Origin of the sequence: Streptomyces sp. DH12 (genome assembly GCF_020873895.1) — a bacterium.
Taxonomy (GTDB): domain Bacteria; phylum Actinomycetota; class Actinomycetes; order Streptomycetales; family Streptomycetaceae; genus Streptomyces.
This window is the reverse complement of the sequence record NZ_JAHWGT010000448.1, coordinates 1-611: the sequence shown is the minus strand read 5'-3', so window position 1 is coordinate 611 and position 611 is coordinate 1. Positions and strand designations below refer to the sequence as shown.

Below are 611 nucleotides of genomic sequence, written 5' to 3'. Positions count from 1 at the left end.
TACTTCGTGGGCGCCCGCCACAAGCCGTACCGCTACCCCGAGCACTACGCGCCGTTGACCGAGAAAGGCCCCGAAGGTGAGCACCACGAGTGACGTCACGGCGGTGCCTCCCGGCTCCCCGCCGGGCGGGCCGCCGTCCGCCGCCGATCCCGACCTCGCCCGGCACCTGACCTGCCTCGGCGACGACGCCCTCGTCCTCGCACAGCGGCTGTGCCAGTGGATCACCCGCGCGCCGACCATCGACGAGGACCTGGCCCTGTCCAACATCGCCCTCGACCTCATCGGCCACGCCCGCACGCTCCTCTCCCGCGCAGGCCGCCTCGACGGGACCGGCCGCAGCGAGGACGACCTGGCCTACTCCCGCTCGGAGCGCGAGTTCACCAACGCCCTGCTGACCGAACTCCCCAACGGGGACTTCGCCGTGACCGTGGCCCGGCAACTCGCCTACACCCACTACGCCGTCCTGCACTACGGGGCCCTGGCGCACTGCGCCGACCCCGACCTCGCCGCGTTCGGCGTCCGGGCCGCCAAGGAGGTCGCCTTCCACCGGCTGCACGCCGACCGCTGGACGGTGACGCTGGGACGCGGCACGCCGGAGAGCACCCGCCGCA

Annotated in this window: 1 protein-coding gene; it reads left to right on the top strand. The window is 73.5% G+C overall.

What is annotated here, in order from left to right; genetic code table 11:
- Nucleotides 1-103: 103 nt before the first annotated feature.
- Nucleotides 104-611: 1,2-phenylacetyl-CoA epoxidase subunit PaaC (gene paaC, locus LPA54_RS35100; protein WP_228984652.1), on the top strand; the 508-nt coding region annotated here is incomplete at its 3' end.